This window comes from Paenibacillus sp. FSL H8-0282 (assembly GCF_037963825.1).
In the GTDB taxonomy this organism is placed as follows: domain Bacteria; phylum Bacillota; class Bacilli; order Paenibacillales; family Paenibacillaceae; genus Paenibacillus_AQ; species Paenibacillus_AQ odorifer.
The window spans coordinates 4,686,048-4,703,072 of record NZ_CP150146.1 but is presented as its reverse complement, the minus strand read 5'-3'; the positions used below and the strand labels follow the sequence as shown (position 1 = coordinate 4,703,072).

General features: G+C 43.9%; 16 protein-coding genes, 1 riboswitch and 1 other annotated feature. Of the genes, 8 read left to right on the top strand and 8 right to left on the bottom strand.

Features of this window, described 5'->3' with window-relative positions; translation table 11 throughout:
* Positions 1-42 precede the first annotated feature (42 nt).
* The 4 genes from NST94_RS20425 (at position 43) to NST94_RS20410 (ending at position 4,038) form a co-directional block, all read left to right on the top strand.
* On the top strand, positions 43-759 hold the full coding sequence (locus tag NST94_RS20425) for a response regulator transcription factor (RefSeq protein ID WP_036676174.1): 717 nt from the start codon (positions 43-45) through the stop codon (positions 757-759).
* Positions 760-2,196, top strand: a complete 1,437-nt coding sequence (locus NST94_RS20420) for an ATP-binding protein (protein ID WP_076302768.1) — start codon at positions 760-762, stop codon at positions 2,194-2,196. It begins immediately after the preceding gene.
* Between the two features lie 118 nt (positions 2,197-2,314).
* A complete protein-coding gene (gene glpK / locus NST94_RS20415) occupies positions 2,315-3,808 on the top strand; it encodes a glycerol kinase GlpK (protein ID WP_076213562.1) in 1,494 nt (497 codons plus the stop codon).
* Positions 3,809-3,822: 14 nt separating this feature from the next.
* Positions 3,823-4,038: a DNA-binding protein gene (locus NST94_RS20410; RefSeq protein ID WP_076184031.1), complete on the top strand. Its 216-nt coding sequence runs from the start codon at positions 3,823-3,825 to the stop codon at positions 4,036-4,038.
* A 76-nt stretch (positions 4,039-4,114) separates the two neighbouring features.
* Here the strand turns inward: NST94_RS20410 and NST94_RS20405 are convergent, their stop codons facing one another.
* From NST94_RS20405 to NST94_RS20380, 6 genes are all read right to left on the bottom strand, one after another.
* On the bottom strand, positions 4,115-5,107 hold the full coding sequence (locus tag NST94_RS20405; protein WP_076302767.1) for a ketoacyl-ACP synthase III: 993 nt from the start codon (positions 5,105-5,107) through the stop codon (positions 4,115-4,117).
* 54 nt (positions 5,108-5,161) lie between these two features.
* The gene (locus NST94_RS20400) at positions 5,162-5,512 is read right to left on the bottom strand and encodes a hypothetical protein (protein WP_076127478.1); all 351 of its coding nucleotides are present in this window, start codon (positions 5,510-5,512) and stop codon (positions 5,162-5,164) included.
* A 205-nt stretch (positions 5,513-5,717) separates the two neighbouring features.
* Positions 5,718-6,086 carry a carboxymuconolactone decarboxylase family protein gene (locus NST94_RS20395; protein ID WP_036676184.1) on the bottom strand — a complete coding sequence of 123 codons (369 nt, stop codon included), beginning with the start codon at positions 6,084-6,086 and terminating at the stop codon, positions 5,718-5,720.
* 10 nt (positions 6,087-6,096) lie between these two features.
* Positions 6,097-7,737, bottom strand: coding sequence for a thiamine pyrophosphate-binding protein (locus NST94_RS20390; protein WP_143765018.1), 1,641 nt, complete (start codon positions 7,735-7,737; stop codon positions 6,097-6,099).
* A gap of 155 nt (positions 7,738-7,892) precedes the next feature.
* Positions 7,893-7,989, bottom strand: a riboswitch (cyclic di-GMP riboswitch).
* A 174-nt stretch (positions 7,990-8,163) separates the two neighbouring features.
* A complete protein-coding gene (locus NST94_RS20385; protein WP_036676188.1) occupies positions 8,164-9,414 on the bottom strand; it encodes a HAMP domain-containing methyl-accepting chemotaxis protein in 1,251 nt (416 codons plus the stop codon).
* 121 nt (positions 9,415-9,535) lie between these two features.
* Positions 9,536-10,492, bottom strand: coding sequence for a YafY family protein (locus tag NST94_RS20380; RefSeq protein ID WP_076127480.1), 957 nt, complete (start codon positions 10,490-10,492; stop codon positions 9,536-9,538).
* Positions 10,493-10,648: 156 nt separating this feature from the next.
* Here NST94_RS20380 and NST94_RS20375 point away from each other — a divergent pair, with 156 nt between their 5' ends.
* Positions 10,649-11,482, top strand: coding sequence for an SDR family NAD(P)-dependent oxidoreductase (locus NST94_RS20375; RefSeq protein WP_076302765.1), 834 nt, complete (start codon positions 10,649-10,651; stop codon positions 11,480-11,482).
* Between the two features lie 374 nt (positions 11,483-11,856).
* Here NST94_RS20375 and serA read toward each other — a convergent pair whose 3' ends face one another.
* Together serA and NST94_RS20365 are read right to left on the bottom strand one after the other, a co-directional pair.
* The gene (gene serA, locus NST94_RS20370; RefSeq protein WP_036676193.1) at positions 11,857-13,449 is read right to left on the bottom strand and encodes a phosphoglycerate dehydrogenase; all 1,593 of its coding nucleotides are present in this window, start codon (positions 13,447-13,449) and stop codon (positions 11,857-11,859) included.
* A 243-nt stretch (positions 13,450-13,692) separates the two neighbouring features.
* Positions 13,693-13,923 (bottom strand) — a binding site (T-box leader).
* Between the two features lie 110 nt (positions 13,924-14,033).
* Positions 14,034-14,939 (bottom strand): hypothetical protein, encoded by a 906-nt coding sequence (locus NST94_RS20365; protein ID WP_076127483.1) that lies wholly within the window; start codon positions 14,937-14,939, stop codon positions 14,034-14,036.
* Positions 14,940-15,054: 115 nt separating this feature from the next.
* Between NST94_RS20365 and NST94_RS20360 the strand changes: the two genes are divergently transcribed.
* The 3 genes from NST94_RS20360 to NST94_RS20350 are packed head-to-tail and all read left to right on the top strand — an operon-like array spanning position 15,055 to position 16,885.
* Positions 15,055-15,648, top strand: coding sequence for a CPBP family intramembrane glutamic endopeptidase (locus tag NST94_RS20360; RefSeq protein WP_036676197.1), 594 nt, complete (start codon positions 15,055-15,057; stop codon positions 15,646-15,648).
* Positions 15,645-16,049, top strand: coding sequence for a hypothetical protein (locus tag NST94_RS20355; RefSeq protein WP_038572439.1), 405 nt, complete (start codon positions 15,645-15,647; stop codon positions 16,047-16,049). The genes NST94_RS20360 and NST94_RS20355 overlap by 4 nt, the downstream gene beginning before the upstream one ends.
* Positions 16,043-16,885: a metallophosphoesterase gene (locus tag NST94_RS20350; protein WP_280753025.1), complete on the top strand. Its 843-nt coding sequence runs from the start codon at positions 16,043-16,045 to the stop codon at positions 16,883-16,885. Before NST94_RS20355 ends, NST94_RS20350 begins: the two co-directional genes overlap by 7 nt.
* The last annotated feature ends 140 nt before the right edge of the window (positions 16,886-17,025 follow it).

The window sequence follows — 17,025 nt, the reverse complement described above, 5'->3', positions numbered from 1 at the left end:
AAAGGTTACGTTCTACTGTATTGATGAAGGGGTTGTAGTGAAATGGCAGATCATTTAAACAGAATTCTGGTAGTGGATGATGAGGAACGCATTCGCCGCCTGCTAAAGATGTATCTTGAAAAAGAAGGTTATGAAATCGATGAAGCGGAAGACGGAGAAATCGCTCTTCGTAAAGCAACAGCAAATGACTACGGTCTAATTTTGCTGGATGTTATGCTGCCTGGCATCGATGGGATGGAAGTGCTGACAAGACTCAGAGGAGTGAAGTCAACACCGGTCTTAATGCTTACAGCTAAAGGCGAAGAGATCAACCGTGTCCAAGGCTTTGAGATGGGCGCAGACGATTATGTTGTGAAGCCCTTCAGTCCACGTGAAGTCATTTACCGGGTGAAGGCTATTATGCGCCGTTCTTCGGCGACTGCTTTCTTGTCCAAGGAGAGCAATTCCAGCAATAACATTGTATTTACTCATCTTATTATTGAGCATGATGCTCACCGTGTGACTGCTGGTGGTGAAGAAGTAAGTTTGACACCTAAAGAATATGAACTTCTGCATTATTTGGCTATTTCGCCTGATAAAGTATTTTCTCGTGAAGAACTGCTTAAGGATGTCTGGAATTATGAATTTTTCGGAGATTTGCGTACTGTAGATACTCACGTAAAACGTCTTCGTGAAAAACTGAATAAAGTATCACCGGAATCTGCAGCGATGATTACGACCGTATGGGGCGTAGGCTACAAACTAGAGGTACCTAAATAAGTGAACTTCTGGAGAAGTCTTGTCGGCAAACTGTGGGTTACGATCATCTGCCTGGTCGCTGTCGTGCTTATTACCTTGGGGTTATTTTTGCTTCCCTACATAGACAGTAACTTTGCCAATTCCGGAGATATCAAACGTTTATTTATGTATACTTGTATGATCGGATTTTCTTTGACGACATTTTTTGCATTGTTTTTGTTTACCAAAATTACTCAGCCGATGCAGCGTGTCATTGAAGCTGCGAATAACATTCGACGGGGTGAATACGGAACAAGGCTTACGCTTGTCACAAGTGATGAAATTGGCCAGTTGGCTACTTCCTTTAACCATATGGCTGAGGAGCTTGAAGAGAACATTCGCAGTCTGCATCATGAGAAGGGGCATCTGTCTAGCGTACTGCGCAGTATGAGCGATGCTGTGATCACCTTTGACATTGAAGGGCAGATTATTTTGACCAATCCGCACGGCCAAGCTCTGCTAGAGAGCTGGAGCGATTTGCAGTGGGGACATGCGAGTGATGCTGAGCTCCATCCCGAAACGGCTGAGAGCAGTGTTCCTCCTCCCCTGCGTCCTTTATTTTTAAGCACCTTGAAGCAAGGTGGCGATGACCGCTCCAATGTACATGTACGGCAGGGCGTCTGGTCTGTTCATATGGCACCGTTATATTCTGAAGGCAGTATCCGGGGAGTAGTTGCTGTACTGCGGGATGTGACGGAAGAGGTGCGTCTGGAAAAGATGCGCAGAGACTTCGTAGCTAATGTCTCCCATGAAATCCGCACACCATTGTCGATGATGCAAGGGTACAGTGAGGCTTTATTGGACGGGATGGCTTCATCCCCTGAAGAAAGCAGTGAGCTGATCCAGGTCATTCATGACGAATCACTGCGTATGGGGCGTCTGGTTAAGGATTTGCTTGATCTTGCCCGAATGGAAGCCGGACATACGGATATGATGAAAGCTCAGGTGGACATGAACGAACTGCTGGAACGAGTCTACCGTAAATTTTCTGTACGTGCGAAAGAGCGCGATATCCATCTTCACTTACAACAAGAGAGTGATATTGCTGTTCTGAAGGCGGCGGATGAGGATAAACTGGAACAAGTCTTAACCAATTTACTCGATAATGCTTTTCGCCACACACAGGGTGGCAAAAAAATCACGGTTCATACAGGAACTTGTGTATTAGAAGGCCGTCGTTATCTTGAGATTAAAATTCAGGATGAAGGGGTTGGAATTCCACCAGAGGATCTGCCGTATATATTTGACCGCTTCTACAAAGCTGATAAGGCGCGTGTACGGGGAGAATCAGGTGGAACGGGACTTGGACTTGCGATTGTTAAAAATATTGTAGAGTCGCATCACGGGACCATCTCAGCTTCAAGCAAACTAGGCGAAAGTACAACCTTTACGCTAAGACTTCCTGTCGAAAAACAGTAATTCCAAACACAATGTGTGATAGCGCCTCTGACAGCAGAGGTGCTTTTTGTTGAAACAAACACATTAATCTTGTTCATCGTGGAACATATCTTGTAGGTTTTGCTTGGGAGGGCATAGAATGATTTTATCTTTAGACCAAGGTACTACCAGCTCACGAGCCATATTGTTCGATACGGAGGCTAAATGGGTCTCACAAGGTCAATATGAAGTTAAACAATCCTTCCCCCATCCAGGCTGGGTAGAGCATGACCCTGAGCAAATCTGGGCGTCACAGCTCGCAGCGGCAAGAGATGCGATTGCGCGGGGTGGCATAGCAGTTGAGGAGATCTCTGCCATCGGAATAACCAATCAGAGAGAAACAGCTTTAATCTGGGATAAAATAACGGGCAAACCGATATACCCTGCGATTGTGTGGCAGGACAGGCGTACTGCAGAGCAATGTGAAGAACTTAAAAGTAAAGGGCTGGAGCAAGTTATAGCGAGCAAGACGGGCCTTGTTGTAGATGCTTATTTCTCAGCTACGAAAATCTCCTGGATACTGGATCATGTGGATGGCGCCCGAGAACGGGCGAATCGTGGGGAACTTCTAGCAGGGACGATCGACAGCTGGTTAATTTGGAGACTTACTTGCGGAGCCGTACATGTCACTGATGTTACCAATGCCTCACGTACGATGCTGTTCAATCTTCATGAACGGTGCTGGGATGAAGAGCTAATGGAAGAGCTTCGTATTCCGCGTGCCATTCTGCCAGAAGTAAGAATGTCTGGCGGCGAATTTGGAGTAGCAGACAAACAGTGGTTCGGGGCGGACATTCCAATTCGCTCTGTACTTGGAGATCAACAGGCCGCATTGTTTGGACATACTTGTCTAGAACCCGGCAGTGCCAAAAACACCTATGGTACAGGCTGCTTTATTCTAATGAACACAGGCACAGAAGCTGTAGCCTCCAGCCATGGCTTGTTGACCACTGTAGCTTGGGGTATGGGAGATGAACTCTATTATGCCCTAGAGGGCAGTGTGTTCGTGGCCGGAGCGGCCGTTCAGTGGCTGCAGGAGGGGCTTGGTCTTATAGAGGAGCCAGCAGGCTCAGAAGATAAAGCACGGGAAGTAGAGGACAGTGAAGGGGTTATCGTTGTGCCTGCGTTTACCGGACTGGGGGCACCCTATTGGGATATGTATGCCCGTGGAGCCATATTTGGCCTTACTAGAGGCACTACCTCAGGACATCTGGTACGAGCTACATTGGAGTCCTTAGCCTTTCAATCTAGAGATGTAATAGGAGCTATGGAAAAAGACGCAGGCATGCCATTGACCGGCCTTCGTGTGGATGGCGGAGCTGTGCGTAACGATTTGCTGATGCAATTCCAGTCTGATATCCTGGGCAGTGAGGTTACTAGAACAACATATGCGGAGACAACAGCTTTGGGTGCGGCGCTTCTGGCCGGGTTAACGTCCGGAGTCTGGACACGTGCCCAGCTAGAGAGCTTCAACAAGGCTGAGAGGGTCTTCTCGCCTGAGATGGGTATAACTGAGCGGGAAGGTCGTTACAACGCCTGGAAGGACGCTGTAGCGCGTACCATGGGTTGGGAGAAGCATGAAGGATATCAGTGATAAAGGGGCTGTATATGTCTATGGTTAACGGAACCGAATCTGATCTGCCGGGCGGACTATCTAAGCCGGCGCTTCGAGCCCTGCATGGGGCTGGATATGTTCAGCTTCAACAATTCAGCAAGCTTACGGAGGCAGAGCTTCTGCAGCTACATGGATTGGGGCCAAAGGCGATCGTTCTACTGCGGAGTGCTCTCGCGGAAAAGGGGCTCACCTTTGCAAGTAAGTCCTGATGTTGCGTTCATATTTATATTAAAAAACGGCAAGCTTAGGTGAATCCCTAGCTTGCCGCTTTTTGTTATACAGCTCCTAATATTCAATAACAAATGCTACATTTTGCCAACCGGCGCCCACTGTCCAGAACAGGACTTTATCACCACGTTCGATCTTTCCAGTAGTTACAGCTTTATGTAGAGCAATAAATGGGCTGCTGGTAGAGGTATATCCGAATTCATCCCCTATGTATACCGCTACATTGCGATCAATGCCGACTTTCTTACACATCTCTAAGATATTAGGCAATGAAAACTGTGAGAAGCAGGCTGCTTTAATGGCTTCAGGCGCGATATTGTTGTTAGACAGTAGAGTACGAATAGACTCAGAAGCAGCATCTATGCAAATGGAATCATCAAAAGGAATAAACTTCACATTAAACTCTCCAGCCGCTACACCTTCTTTACCCAGTTTAGCCAGGCCTGCGCACGGGAATTTGGAATTATCGCAAACACAAGGATCCGTTTGGTAGATAGAGTCAATGAAACCGACCACATCCTCAGCTTGTTCAAGAATGACTGCCGCCGCTGCATCACCGAAGTTAGCGTAATAGACTGGATCATTCTTATCGGCATGAGGGGTTACATAATCGGAGCCGATGACCAACGCTCGTTTAATCCTAGGATTCGCTTGCATCTGACGGCTAACCTGTTCCACAGAAGCCGTCATACCCGCACAATTAGCATTACTGTCAATGCAGATCGTATGGGATGCGCCTTTGATCAAACGGTGAATCATTAATGAGTTGGTAGGAAAGATATACTCAGGAGTTTGACTTGCATAGGCAATAAGGTCGATATCGGCACCTGTGAGACTACTTTTCTCCAGAACATTCCTGGCAGCCTCAAAAGCCATCGTAAGGGAATTCTCATCCGCATCCTTAATACTATACCGTGTAATACGACCTAATGCGGATAATAGACCTCGAATATCAATGCCTTTTTCGTCAAAATGCTTAATGAAAAAGTCGTTACCAACTATATTGCTGGGATGATAGATATCAATGCCTTTAATACGAATTCCGGTCATAATACGCCTCCAGGAAAGCAGTAAAATGTGGCCTACATATTAAGATTAAAAGATCTAGACTGTAACCGCAGAAATGATCTCGATGTTATCGAGTCCAGCTTTACGGCCAAGACGGGAAAGCTGCATTTTGAGGATCGGGTTATTTTCAAGCGTTAGATTTACTTTTACAAATCCATCATTCTTAAACATTACAAAGCAGCTTTCTAAAAGAGGTACAACATCTGGTGCAGTTACATTTAGCTTTCTGCAGTCGATTTTTAGTTCATAGTCAGCTGGAGTAATTGGATTGATAGTTTGTTGATAAGCTTGAATAGATTTTAGACCATCTTCTTCAGAAAATGTTCCATCCAACTCAATGTTAATAACCTTGTTTGTAGTGTCTGTCTTCAAAACGAAACTTCCCATGCCTAAATCTCTCCCATAGATTGAATTTGTCCAAAACAGTTCGACTGCAATATCCAGCCATGTATATCCATTTAGCTGTTTTATAAAAGTCAAAATTCGACACTATACAGCAAGTAATGGGATATTCCGACTCTATTATAGGCATATTTTTCAAGTGTATGCAATAATAAAGTCGAATTTTGTATATTGTTGTCGAACTGTTGGGTTATTGGATTTCTTCTATGGTTGCAAGCAGGATATTAAAAGCTGTGATGATTCTAGGTGCCCCTATAACGGGTACTAAGTGTAATAGAATACCTTTAAGCTGTTCTACGGTGACTCCAACACGAAGGGCCATGACATAATGAACGCCCAACTGTTCGAATTGACCCATTGAAATTAAAGATGAAATGACTGCGATTTCCTTCCAGTCAGGGGCTATAGTATTACGTTGAAAAATATCGCCATAGGCATTCCCCATAATAAATTCAGCCAAGTCAGGGAAGTGGTCTTTAATTGGAGCTAGTGCTTTTGCGCCATAGTCTCCTGATAGATTCGTGAAGTGGTTGAGACCACTGTTGATATTTTCCTTCATGGTTAGCCTCCTAGTTTAGGTTCAAAGTACGGTGTGCAGTCGGAGGGACTTCATCACGGTCTGTTAGTAGTTCAATAACGGCAACATGGTTTAGAGCTACCGCATCTTTAATTGCAGCTGTGAATTCATCCGCAGTCTCACATTTGTAGCCTTTAGCACCTAGAGATTCAGCGAATTTCACGGCGTCCATTGGTACTTCATATAGAGTTCCATCGATACGACCTGTGGTTTTCTCCATACCCTTAAGAGCCATATCTAGTTGCTTATTATTGACCACGATAAAGATAACAGGGATATCTTTGCAGACAGCGGTGTTAATCTCAGCGCCGAGCATCATGAAACAACCATCACCTGTAATGCAGAGGACAGTTTCTTCAGGAGCTGCAACTTTTGCACCAATAGCCATGCCGATCGAATTACCCATGCAAGCAAAATACGCATCAAAAACAAAGCTGCCCGGTTTCTTAACCTTGTACCATTTTGCAGCGTGGAATCCATGACTTCCATCATCAACGAAAATTGAATTATTATAAGGGATCAAATCACTTAAAGTGCTCATTACGGAAGCAAGGGAAAGATTCTTGAGGGTTGGAAGCTCTTCTGAATAATCCGCATCGGCCAAAGCCTCACGTTTGGTGATTGTGCTTGGGTCAATATGATTTAGGCAGTGCACCAAATTATCGCGCAGGTCCCCAGTGACCGGTATCGTTTTGGACAATAGTATTTTTCCGACAAAGGTTGGATCAATATCAAATTGAATTAAAGTTGCTGGATGATTCTCCCGTTTAAGATTACAGATGGTCATATCACTTAAACGTGATCCAAGCACTATAAATAAATCGCTTTTATTCAATAAATCGTCCCCGTGGGTCGAACCGCCAACGCCAATAGGACCATGATAGAGTGGGTGATCCCAGACTATAGCCCCTTTTCCACCAGGAGATGTTACTACAGGAATATTAAAAGTTTCTGCGAGTTGAGCAAGCTCTTTATGTGCTCCGGAGCGGTTAATTCCTTTACCCGCAATAATCAAAGGATTCTTAGCAGCTTGAATAGCTTCGATGACTCTATCGATATTAGCTTGACTAATTAGAGACTCTCTTTCTGGGATTACTATATTGCATTCTTCCAATACTTCAGTTTGTACATCAAAAGGAATACAAAGATGAACAGGACCCCGTTTGGTCAGGGCCACAGAAATCGCATGATTAAAAATAGTACCAAAGTGATCCCCACGTTCAACCAATTTACTGAACAAGGTGGCAGGTCTGAACATATCAGCTAAATCAGCCAGAAAAGAGGTGGAGTCCTGACATTGAGGAATTCCAAGCTCTGTAATGGATTGGTGGCCGGTAATAAATAGGACAGGTAGGTTGTTAGCTTTCGCATGTGCTGCTGCTGTAAGCAGGTTAGTTCCCCCAGGACCCGAAGTACCAAATGCTACGCCTAGGTTACCCGTTTTCAGCGCATACCCTGCTGCTTCGAATCCGGAGCTTGCTTCATGTCTGCCGGGAATAAATTCAATACCGTAATCCACCATCTTTAGAACAATTGGACAAATGGATTTGCCAATGATCCCAAAAGAATGGGTGACTCCAAGGTTACGTAGTGCTTCCGCCATGTAATCTGCGACTGTCTTCAAAAGAAACACCTCACAAGTTTTTTGATATATATTAGTTATTAATCTACCGAATAGATACGATAGATCAATATACTCAAAAAGTAAAAACCTGTGCTCTATAGTAAGCACAGGTTGGTGGCATAAGGCACCGCTAAGACTGAACAATAGTTCAGCCGTCCTGGTTCCTCTGCAACCTGGCAATCATGGCCTCAAAAGAAAAAATGAGGCTGTAGATCCATGGTTTTGCGTCATCCTCTTTCGAGGATTTTGCCAATATTAATTTATAGTTGATAAGAATAATTTTCCTTTACAATATATTCCTCATTAATTTTTGTCAACATAATCCGCTAAAAAAACTCGAAATTTGACGAAAGTCTTGTCCAAGAGATGAAGTTTTACCTCGCGAAAAAAACTGCCACCTAAGACTCAGCTTAGGTGGCAGTTGATAGTTTTGAACTAGAATTTAAAGATATGAATGGTTTTTTGCAGATTAAATACGGCCTGGGTCATTTTTTCCGTTTCTTCTGCAACAGACTGCAGGGCATTAATCTGTTCATTCATAGCCGCCGATACCTCTTCCGTGCCAGCAGCAGTTTCTTCGGTGATTGCTGAGATATTCTCAATTGCACTGGAAATTTTCAAGGCACTTTCTAGCATAAGATCGCTCTCCGCAGAGAATGAAGAGATTTGCTCGGTAATGTACTGCACGCTTTGTACAATTTGTGCGAAAATATGGGCAGATTGAGTGATCATTTCATTCTGAACCTGCACAACCTCTTCATTGATGGCGATATTATCGATGGCTTGTTTAATATCTGACTCAATGCTGCGGACCAAGCCGAATACTTCTTTTGTGGATGCCGTAGATTCCTCAGCAAGCTTGCGAACCTCTTGAGCTACAACGGCAAAACCCCGACCATGCTCTCCGGCACGAGCAGCTTCGATGGAGGCATTCAGTGACAGCAGGTTGGTCTGCTCAGCGATCTCTGTGATGGTCTTGGTGATCATCGTAATCCCGCGGGCATTTTGTGAGAGAGCTTCAATAGTATCAGCCACTTTTTGTGTAGCCTCTATGTTTTTACGCATGCCTTCAGCCTGTGTATCTACGGATTGGCGCCCTTGCTCAACAAGTTCTAAGGTATGTATTGAACGTCTGTTCATTTCTTTGGTGGAGTTCGTATAATTGGATACTTTAGTTTCAATGTCTTTAATGGATTCTGTCATATCAGCGATATCCGTAGATATTTCATTTGCACCAAGAGCGAGCTCAGTAGAAGAAGAGGCTACTTGTGCCATGACAATTTTCAGGTTCTGGTTCTTATCTTCGATTCCGCGGCTTGCATCCATAACTTGACGGGTGATCTGCGATGCATCGGTCAAAATCTTCTTGAGCTTATCAATCATTGTGTTAAAGGAGCGGCTTACGTCACCCATTGAACCATTTTCGTCCGCTCTGCTAGTGAAATCACCCTTCGAAATACTGTGAGATACATTAGCAATATCATCAAAAGATGATGTAAGCGTTCTCTCCACGAAGCGAGCAACAGGTAAAGTCAGACCTGCAAGAACAACTACTAGTATAATTCCTACGAGAAATTGACCTAGAATCATTAACGTAACTAAGACAGGAATAGCAAACAGTGCGGCAACGAGGTAACATCCGGCAACAATTCTTTGTTTTAACGGAAGTTTGTGCATCCAGCTCATTGGTAAAATGTCCCCCTTATTAAATTTTATGTAATGGTGTTATTATAGGGGATTTATAGGTCATTGGTCTATAGAGAAGTGTCATAAATCTTCTTTAAGTAGTAGATATTTAGAATTCATGTCAAAATTCCTCATATATTGTGGAAATTGTTTTAATAGCAGACTTTACCATCCCTACTAGTTCGATAGGAGCTAAAACAATAACTGAAGGAGAGAAAGAGAGTACGATACGACAGGCAGATTCTATAGCATTAAACTCGGCCTCCACGTTCATCCACCCAGTATTAGCAGAGGGTTCTACTAAAGTTATAGTTACATATCTTTCACGTTGTAATTCTTTAAGAATAGACTCATTCACCTTTAAGTTCACTACATATTTTGGCAGTGCTGCTTTAAAAGCTAAAGTCGATTGTTCCCAGTAGCTTTTTAAATCAAAAGCCTCAGGTCTGACAAATGATTCATAAGTTGCGTCAGCTTGTATTAATCTCGACACGCGAAAAGTCCGCATTTCACCCTCGGTTCGTGCCACTACATACCAAACTCCACGTTTTGCGACTAACCCGAGAGGTTCAATGAAACGCTCCTTCATCTCGTCATTCCGTGGGTAAGTGATCTTCACTTTACGGTCTTCCCAAACAGCTTCCTGCAGGACAGATAGGAACGGATATGTCTCGTCGGAAGGGTGCCAGCTGGCACCATCTATATGAATGCGCTGGCTCAGGTAACTGGCTGGATTATTCGGCCTTGATGGGGAAGCAGCCTCCAGCTTAAGCACGGCGGAAGAGAAGTCGTTTTGTATACCCAGATCTTTTAAGATTGAGGAGTCTGCGGACAGCAGCAGAGTTGCAATCTCTGAGGGCTTCATACCCGTTAAGGAGGTTCGGTATCCTTCTGTGAGCATCCAACCCCCTTCACGTCCCCGTTCGGCAAGAATAGGTATTCCTGCTGTACATAAGGCTTCCATATCTCTAAACACAGTTCGTTCAGACACTTCTAAGGTCTGGGCTAGCTCACGGGACGTCATCTTTCCACGATTTTGCAGCAAAAGTAAGATGGATAACAAACGATCGGCTCTCATTAAGGGACACTCCTCCTCCTAATAAATGTTGGCTAGTTCTTAATTAATTATTACATTATATATGTCAGTTGATGTCATATTAAAGAATTATACTATATAAGGTAAGGATTAAATACAGAACATTAGAGAAAAACAAGTGTAGAAAGGATTGAGAACATGACTTTAAAAGGAAAAGTAGCATTGGTCACCGGAGGCAGCAGAGGTGCTGGTAGAGGAATTGCATTGGAGCTGGCAAGGAAAGGTGCATTCGTTTATATTACGGGCAGAACGACAGAGGCTTTTGGGACAGAGCATAGCAAGCGGAGCATTGATAACGTACTTAGGGAAATAAAAGCGGAGGGAGGGTCCGGCAGCGCCATACGATGTGATCATACCAAAGATCAGGAGACAGAGGCGGTCATTCGCCAGATTGCTTCAGAGCAAGGAAAGCTTGATATTTTAGTCAATAATGTATGGGGCGGCAACGATTTACCTATTGAGCAGAAGTCTTTCTGGGAGCTTCCTACAGCGCATTGGGACAATATGTTTAATGCGGGTGTGAGGGCACAGTTGATAACAAATTATTATGCAATACCATTAATGCGTGAGGCAAAAGCTGGCGGTCTAATCATCCATACAACCTTTTGGGATCGTTACAAATATCTAGGAAATTTCTATTATGATCTTTCTAAACATACACTTGTGCGTATGGCCTACGGGTTATCGAATGAGCTTAAAGAGGACAACATTGCAGTTATTCCGCTTACTCCGGGCTGGATGAGGACAGAGGCGGTGTTGGAGAGCATGAACACGGATGAGGAGCATTGGCATGAGGTTGAAGAATTGCAGATGACTGAATCCACAACCTATATCGGTAGAGCAGCCGCTGCTCTAGCAGCCGATCCTAAGGTTATGTCTATAACCGGACAACCGCAGCAGGTTGCTAAGCTGGCTGAAAAGTATGGATTTACAGACATCGATGGTCGGACTGTTCCCGCATTCTTAGTCTAAACAGCAAACTTGATCTGTTTGATCCCATATGTGCGTATGAAGCAGTATAGGACACAGCTGATCTATAATGCAGCATTTTCGTATGTTTAGAACGCTATCGGTCCCCAGAGACGCTATTGATAGGCAAAGCACCTGATTTAGCTCTCTTCTTGAGGAATAGTGGCACTAGAGTCCGAAACCCTGCTTCAAAGGCGAAATTATTGCATATAAGGTCATCTGGGTCCGTAACCTCAAGGGCGTACGTAAGCCTCCACGAGGGTACTCGATTCGATATTGTAAATGAAGCCGAAATAGGTCGACGATCAACAACAAAAGCAGCGAAACTCCTATAGGGGGAGAATCGCTGCTCTGTTGTTTGATTTCTATCGTATTGCTTACAGAAGAATGATTTCTTCGGCAGTGTTGATTTCTGGTAGACCAGCAAGCTTCACAAGCACATGAGTAGGTACAGCTTTATCAACGGTCAGCAGCATGATTGCTTCGCCACCAACGATTTTACGTCCCACTTGCATGGAAGCGATATTAACATCATTTTCGCCCAGCAATGTGCCCACAAGTCCGATAATCCCTGGTTTGTCGTTATGGGATACTACAATTTGATGTCCTTCAGGAGCGATATCAACCGGGAACTTGTTCACTTGAACAATTCTTTCTCCATAACCTTGCAGCAATGTTCCGGCTACGAGACGTTCTTGGTCGTGATCTGTTTTAAGGGTCACGGTAATCAGATTAGTGAAGCCTTTAGTTTTGGAAGCTTTAGTTATTACTACATTAACGTCGCGTGTTTTTGCCAAGTGCATGGAGTTAACGATGTTAACATCCTCAGCGAAGTGGCGGGAGAGCACGCCTTTCACAATATAGCGGGTAAGTGGTTGGGTATCGACATCTGACAGATCACCCGCATACTCAACATGGATTTCACGAATAGCACTATCTGTAATCTGGGTAACAAAGCTGCCCAGCTTCTCACCAAGTGTGAAGTAAGGCTGGAGTTTGTTCATTACGCTTGGAGCAACTGGAGGAATATTTACAGCATTGATGAACGGTTCATTACGCAGAATATGCAGTACTTGTTCCGATACATCGATCGCTACATTCTCCTGAGCTTCAATTGTAGAAGCGCCCAAGTGAGGAGTCACGATAATTTTTGGATGCGACAAGAATGGGTGATCTGCTTGTGGCGGTTCTTTTTCGAATACGTCAAATGCAGCGCCAGCAACAATACCGCTATCAATAGCTTCTACTAACGCCATTTCATCAATTACACCACCACGGGCACAGTTGATGATGCGCATTCCCTTTTTCATCACTTCAAATTGCGGGCGGGAAATCATATGGCGTGTTTCCGGAGTAAGTGGAGTGTGCACAGTAATGAAGTCTGCTCCGCGGACTACATCGTCAACGGAAGCTAATTTTACTTCCAGTTTCTCCGCACGCTCAGCAGTTAAGAAAGGATCAAAAGCAAGGATTTCCATGCCGAAAGCTTTGGCACGTTTTGCCACTTCGCTACCGATTCTGCCCATTCCCAGTACACCTAAAGTTTTGCCGCGAAGTTCTACACCCACGAAGGTTTTTCTATCCCAGGTTCCACCAATTGTTTTTGCATAAGCTTGTGGAATGTGACGGGCCAAAGCCATCATCATTGCAAAAGCATGCTCACAAGTTGTAATGGTATTTCCATCAGGAGCGTTGATAACAACAACCCCACGTTGAGTAGCAGCTTCCAGCTTGATATTATCTACACCCACACCTGCACGACCAATGACCTTTAAGTTTTTTCCAGCTTCGATAATTTTTTCAGTTACTGTAGTTTGACTGCGGACGAGTAGACCATCATATTCACCGATGATTGCAACGAGCTCATCTTCACTGAGACCTGTTTTTTTGTCTACAACTACATCTGTTGCGTCCATCAATTGCTGAATGCCCAAATCACTGATTGGATCCGATACTAATACTTTAAACATGGTTTCTTATCCCCCTTAAAGTTGAAAAGCTTTATATGTCGAGGACGCCCTGATGGGCAGTCCACAATACCAGAAGGTTCACGAACTAGTAGAGAAAAACATGTAATAATAGTAGATCAACGCGGTGTCGCACAAAAGAAACAGCGTGCAAGAGTACCGCGAAATCGGTAACTTTGGGCATAAGGTAGTATTTATGGGGGATTAGGGAATTAAAAAAACTCCCAACCCCATACTACTGCCGTAGTAAGGGACGAGAGTTATCTTCGTGGTACCACCCTAATTCACTGCAACTTGGAAGAAGCAGCCTCATTGGCCTGCATAGGCCACACTGTTAACGGAGTTGATCCGATTGTACCTACTTTAAGGTTCGATACAATATCTCAGGAGCGCTAAAGATAGCTGTTCGTCACCGGTTTGCACCAACCACCGGCTCTCTGAAGACTTCCAGGATCTTTGTTCCATCATCGGTTTTGAATGATTAATTTTTTCATAATGTAACACGGTATGCAAGTTGTGTCAATAGGCTTTGCAAGCAGCGTTTCTTGAAGTGAACTTCATTTTTCGTTATGATTCAATAACTGGTTCTATTCAAAAAAGAACGGAAGCTGTGGAAGTGTCTCCCTGTTATAATACTGTTCCCGCCATTTTACAAAATCCTGTTCCTGCACAGCACCTGTAGAAATCAACAAGGTTACTGAGGACTGGATATCCGAAAGATTTAATGAGCTTGCAGTGCCTGAGTAAATCATATCGTCTATTTTAGCAGTGATGTCCTGAGGATCATAACCTGCAAAAATTCCGCGATTCAGCATCATGTCAGCGATAGAAGCATTCTTCAAAAGCAGGGGCATTTTTTTCCACTGGATGAAAGACATCGTTTTTAGTTCGCCAGGTGCAGAAGGTATTTTCTGGTTTGTCTTAGAGCCCCATTTTAGCATAGAATCATAGAAGTTCTTTTGTGCTAACAGACCGTACTTCACGGCGCCGGTTGTAAATTCATCATTTTTCAATAACTTGGCTGTCTCTGCACCAGAGGCACTAGTAGAGACTTTGCCGGAGGCCTTAGAAAATAAAGTTAAGCTTTTGAGTACATTGACCTGTGACTGATGTAATAGAGGAGAGTTAGTGAAAATTGAATCTTGATTAACTCTTTCATATTGCTGGTCTGCTAGAATACTTAGATTCTTCATTACTGCCGCATTCATACGAGCATCTGTGCTGCGCGCTAACTTATCTACTTGAATGTTCCAATTCCGCTTGAATTCCCGATAGGGCAAAAATACGTTATGATAGAAAGTAACAAGATCCTGCTGTTGATACGAGCCCGTGAATTCTACTAATCCATTCATGCTTGATTGATTGTCATATTTGGCTTCAGTTTTGTCTGCGCCAACCTTGACGCCAGTAAAAAATGCGGCGAAGGCGCAAACTAAGAAAAACAAAAAAACTAGCGTGTATAACATTTGATTGCGGGACTTACGTTTGCTCATAATAAATGCTCCTTTTTCTGGGGGGATTATCCTATGTATTATGTATTGATAGCAACACTATGGACGGTTTCTCTCTCGGAGCGGCCCGAAAAAAATAAAGAACAGGCAGGTCACGATGAAAAAATTCAAATTTGGCGAGATTAAGGTTAAAAAGGTAGAACCAGGCCAGTTGACAGACCGTCTTCTGCTGCTCAATCTCTATATCACTCAGGGGCTCACATTAATTATCGGTTTGATATGGATATTATTTCAGAAAAGAAATCCTTTTCAGCTATTAATTATTCCAGAAAAAGTACATTTTGTGGCATGGGGCCTTGGTCTTGCTGCTGCAATGCTAATTGTTGACTATTTATTGACACATATTGTCCCTGAGGAAAGCATGGATGATGGTGGAATAAACGACCTTTTATTTCGAAATCGCCCTGTGTGGCATATTATCGTCATAGCAGCAATTGTATCGGTATGTGAGGAGCTCTTATTCCGCGGAGCCATCCAATATTCCATTGGCCCTTATTGGACGAGTATAGTATTTGCTCTTATTCATGTCCGTTATTTACGTCACTTTGTACCTACCGGCTGGGTATTCTTAAGCAGTTATGGTCTTGGATATATTTACATTCAATCGGGCAGCCTCTGGGCCCCTATACTATGTCACTTCTTCATCGACCTGATCTCAGGTCTGGTGATCCGCTATAGGAGGGAATCATGAGTGAGGAATTAAGCCGGGTAAAGTCTCGACAAAAACAACACAAAAGTGAAAGCAAACATCCTGGCAAAAGTAAAAAAGAGAAGCGGACTTCGGAGGCTGTAAAAAAGGCTACTCCTGAAAAGAAGTCTACTCCTATAAAGAAAAATGCTACCGCTCGGGTTTCTACAGCAACTTTATCAAGAAAAGCTCGCCGCCCAGCAGGTTCTGCAAAGCGCTCTTCCACCGGAAGTAAAGAGAAGGACGAAGAATCTGTTCCTTCTCGTTCAGATACTTATTCTTCAGAAAAAGTTCGTCTAAGCAAGATGTTTGTGAATTCTTTGATTTTTATCTTTGTTATTTTGCTAATCGGGCTGCTTTGGTGGGGAATTGAAGGAGCGCCTCCGCTGAGTACATTATGGTGAGCACATGGGTATGGGGAATGGCTCTGGTCATTCTATTGATAGCTGCGGCCGTTGTCATAATCATGGTGATTAATGCTTTTAGAAACAGAATTATTACCGAGGAAATAATGCTAGATTCGTTACCTGAAGAGTTCGATGGATTTCGTATTTTGTTTATAACAGATATCCATCGCCGCCGCCTTCCTTCCGCGCTTCTGACACCATTAAAGGGTGGGGTAGATGTTGTCTTTCTGGGAGGAGATCTAACGGAAAAAGATAGCCCTTTAAATCGTCTTGTCGATAATATGACTCTAGTTACTTCTATTGCATCTACCTATGTAGTGCATGGAAATCATGATTACCGGGCTAATATTTCAAGGGTAGATGAGATTATTCAGGACAGTGGTGCAAAACTGTTAATGGATGAAAATGTGGCTTTTGAACGTGAGGGAGCTAAACTTTGGTTAACCGGAATTGATTTTCCGAAAAATGGGGGCAAAACTCCATACGGTCCTTTTCCGCCATTAACCACAACCCCTTCTGCTGAAGGTACCTGTCGTATTATTCTTGTACATGATCCGCTTTGGTTATCCAAGCGCCAGAGTGTGCCAGCGGACCTGATTCTCGCAGGTCATACGCATGGGGGGCAGGTGATCCTTCCATTTGTGGGTCAAAGACATGTAGAGCATTTCTATCATAAATATGACGCTGGAAAGTTTAGTTGGCCAAGAGGGGACGGTTCCGCAAAAAATGCCCTGCTGCTGATCAGCAGAGGGTTTGGAACAGCACATCTGCCACTTCGCTGGGGCAGTCCTGCTGAAATGCATGTGCTGACACTGCGTAAATCAACCCAATAGGGCTTACTCTTTCCAGTAAGAAAAACTGGTAGCGTAAAAAGGGGGTTCCAAAGCCATGCAAATGGCTTTTGGAACCCCCTTCTATTTTTGTTTGATTCGAAAACAATTGCGCTGACGAAGCAACTATCGGACATGTAAAG